The 1,270-nt window shown below is 38.6% G+C and carries 1 protein-coding gene and 3 pseudogenes; all 4 read right to left on the reverse strand.

Features of this window, described 5'->3' with window-relative positions; translation table 11 throughout:
- Positions 1–69: 69 nt before the first annotated feature.
- Entirely contained in the window at positions 70–486 is a 417-nt protein-coding gene (locus OO184_RS24885; protein WP_265381448.1) for a hypothetical protein, read from the reverse strand.
- A 274-nt stretch (positions 487–760) separates the two neighbouring features.
- Positions 761–860 (reverse strand): annotated as a pseudogene (locus OO184_RS24890) (IS1595 family transposase); the annotation flags it as partial.
- A 36-nt stretch (positions 861–896) separates the two neighbouring features.
- Positions 897–1,106: pseudogene (locus tag OO184_RS24895) on the reverse strand (group II intron reverse transcriptase/maturase); the annotation flags it as partial.
- A 9-nt stretch (positions 1,107–1,115) separates the two neighbouring features.
- A pseudogene (locus OO184_RS25540) lies at positions 1,116–1,270 on the reverse strand (transposase); the annotation flags it as partial.

Genomic DNA, 1,270 nt, shown 5'->3' on the forward strand with positions numbered 1-1,270 from the left:
TCATGTGTAGCGGAATTATGAAACCTTATTTAACATCTGGGCACTATTACTGGCATTTAGTAGGATAACTTAATGTCCAGGTTGTACTTCATTGATAATTGCACTGATACTACAATAAGAGTCAATATGTGCGGTGCTCCCTCGTATGCTTCTCCATTGCGCTTGTATTGCACCCAAATTCTCAATATTCGTTAAATCGATACATGTTTGTAGGGTAAATGGAGTTCGCCCGGGATTAGACGGGGATTTATCAGAGTAACTCATTGCGCCAGACGCTAGAACGGTGGAATTCATGGTGATTGCAAATTCTATCCCTGGGTAATCACTTCCCGTAGCATACGGAGTTGGAATGTTTAATATAACCAATGCTTTGCTTGAGCCTTGAAAGGCTTGCTCATTTACGCTGATAGAAAGCCCTGAGATATTTACCCATGAACTAGATGAGGTGCTGAGTGTACTACTAATTGATTTGAAAACTATTGGCATGGTTTATCCCCATTATTGTTAACTTCTATTGTTTATTGTTTATTGTTTGCATAAAAAATCACAGCTTTATAAATCCAACTACATAATTAATATAGATGGGGAAAATAAATTTGCAAATTAAAATAAGGGGCTGTCCTAGATAACGATTATAAATAATTTTCCAAAATGGTGCTACACCTTATCTACCAACAACCCTATGTATAACAATGAGTTGAAGAAAACCATGTGTAGCGAAATTATGAAACCTTATTTATTTTTCCTTTAGAATATGTAATTAGTTTTTTACACCCGATGTGTTAAATTTCCCACTCACATTCCTTGAGAAAAAACTCAAAATGTTCCTTTAGTATGCCATTAAATTTACGCATATAACGTCTGAGCTCCAGCATGAGCCGAGAACATGTTCAGAAAAGCAGACGTTCACTTCCCGACTTCTTAGGAATAGCAACACCTTTCACCATTGGCGGATAATAACTGCCCGATGATAAGCGGTTCCAGAGTTTGTACAGATTATCTTTCAGATTGGATTCAAAATCCGCGATGGTTTGACCATCTACGCCTGCCGCACCTTGATTGATTTTAACCAATAACCAGGCACGATACACATCCCTTTTCTCAATGACAAACCTTGTTTTTCTCCGCTGTGCGAGGCCCTCAAATACGCGATGACGAGAAATACAGAGGTGGTGACAAACGGCAATTTTGGTTGAATTAATAAAACGATCCCCTGAGTTTCAGCCTCGCGTGACGAAAAAAAACACAGAGGGGAATGAGAGCCATTTTC

It is taken from the genome of Photorhabdus aballayi (assembly GCF_026153155.1).
In the GTDB taxonomy this organism is placed as follows: domain Bacteria; phylum Pseudomonadota; class Gammaproteobacteria; order Enterobacterales; family Enterobacteriaceae; genus Photorhabdus; species Photorhabdus luminescens.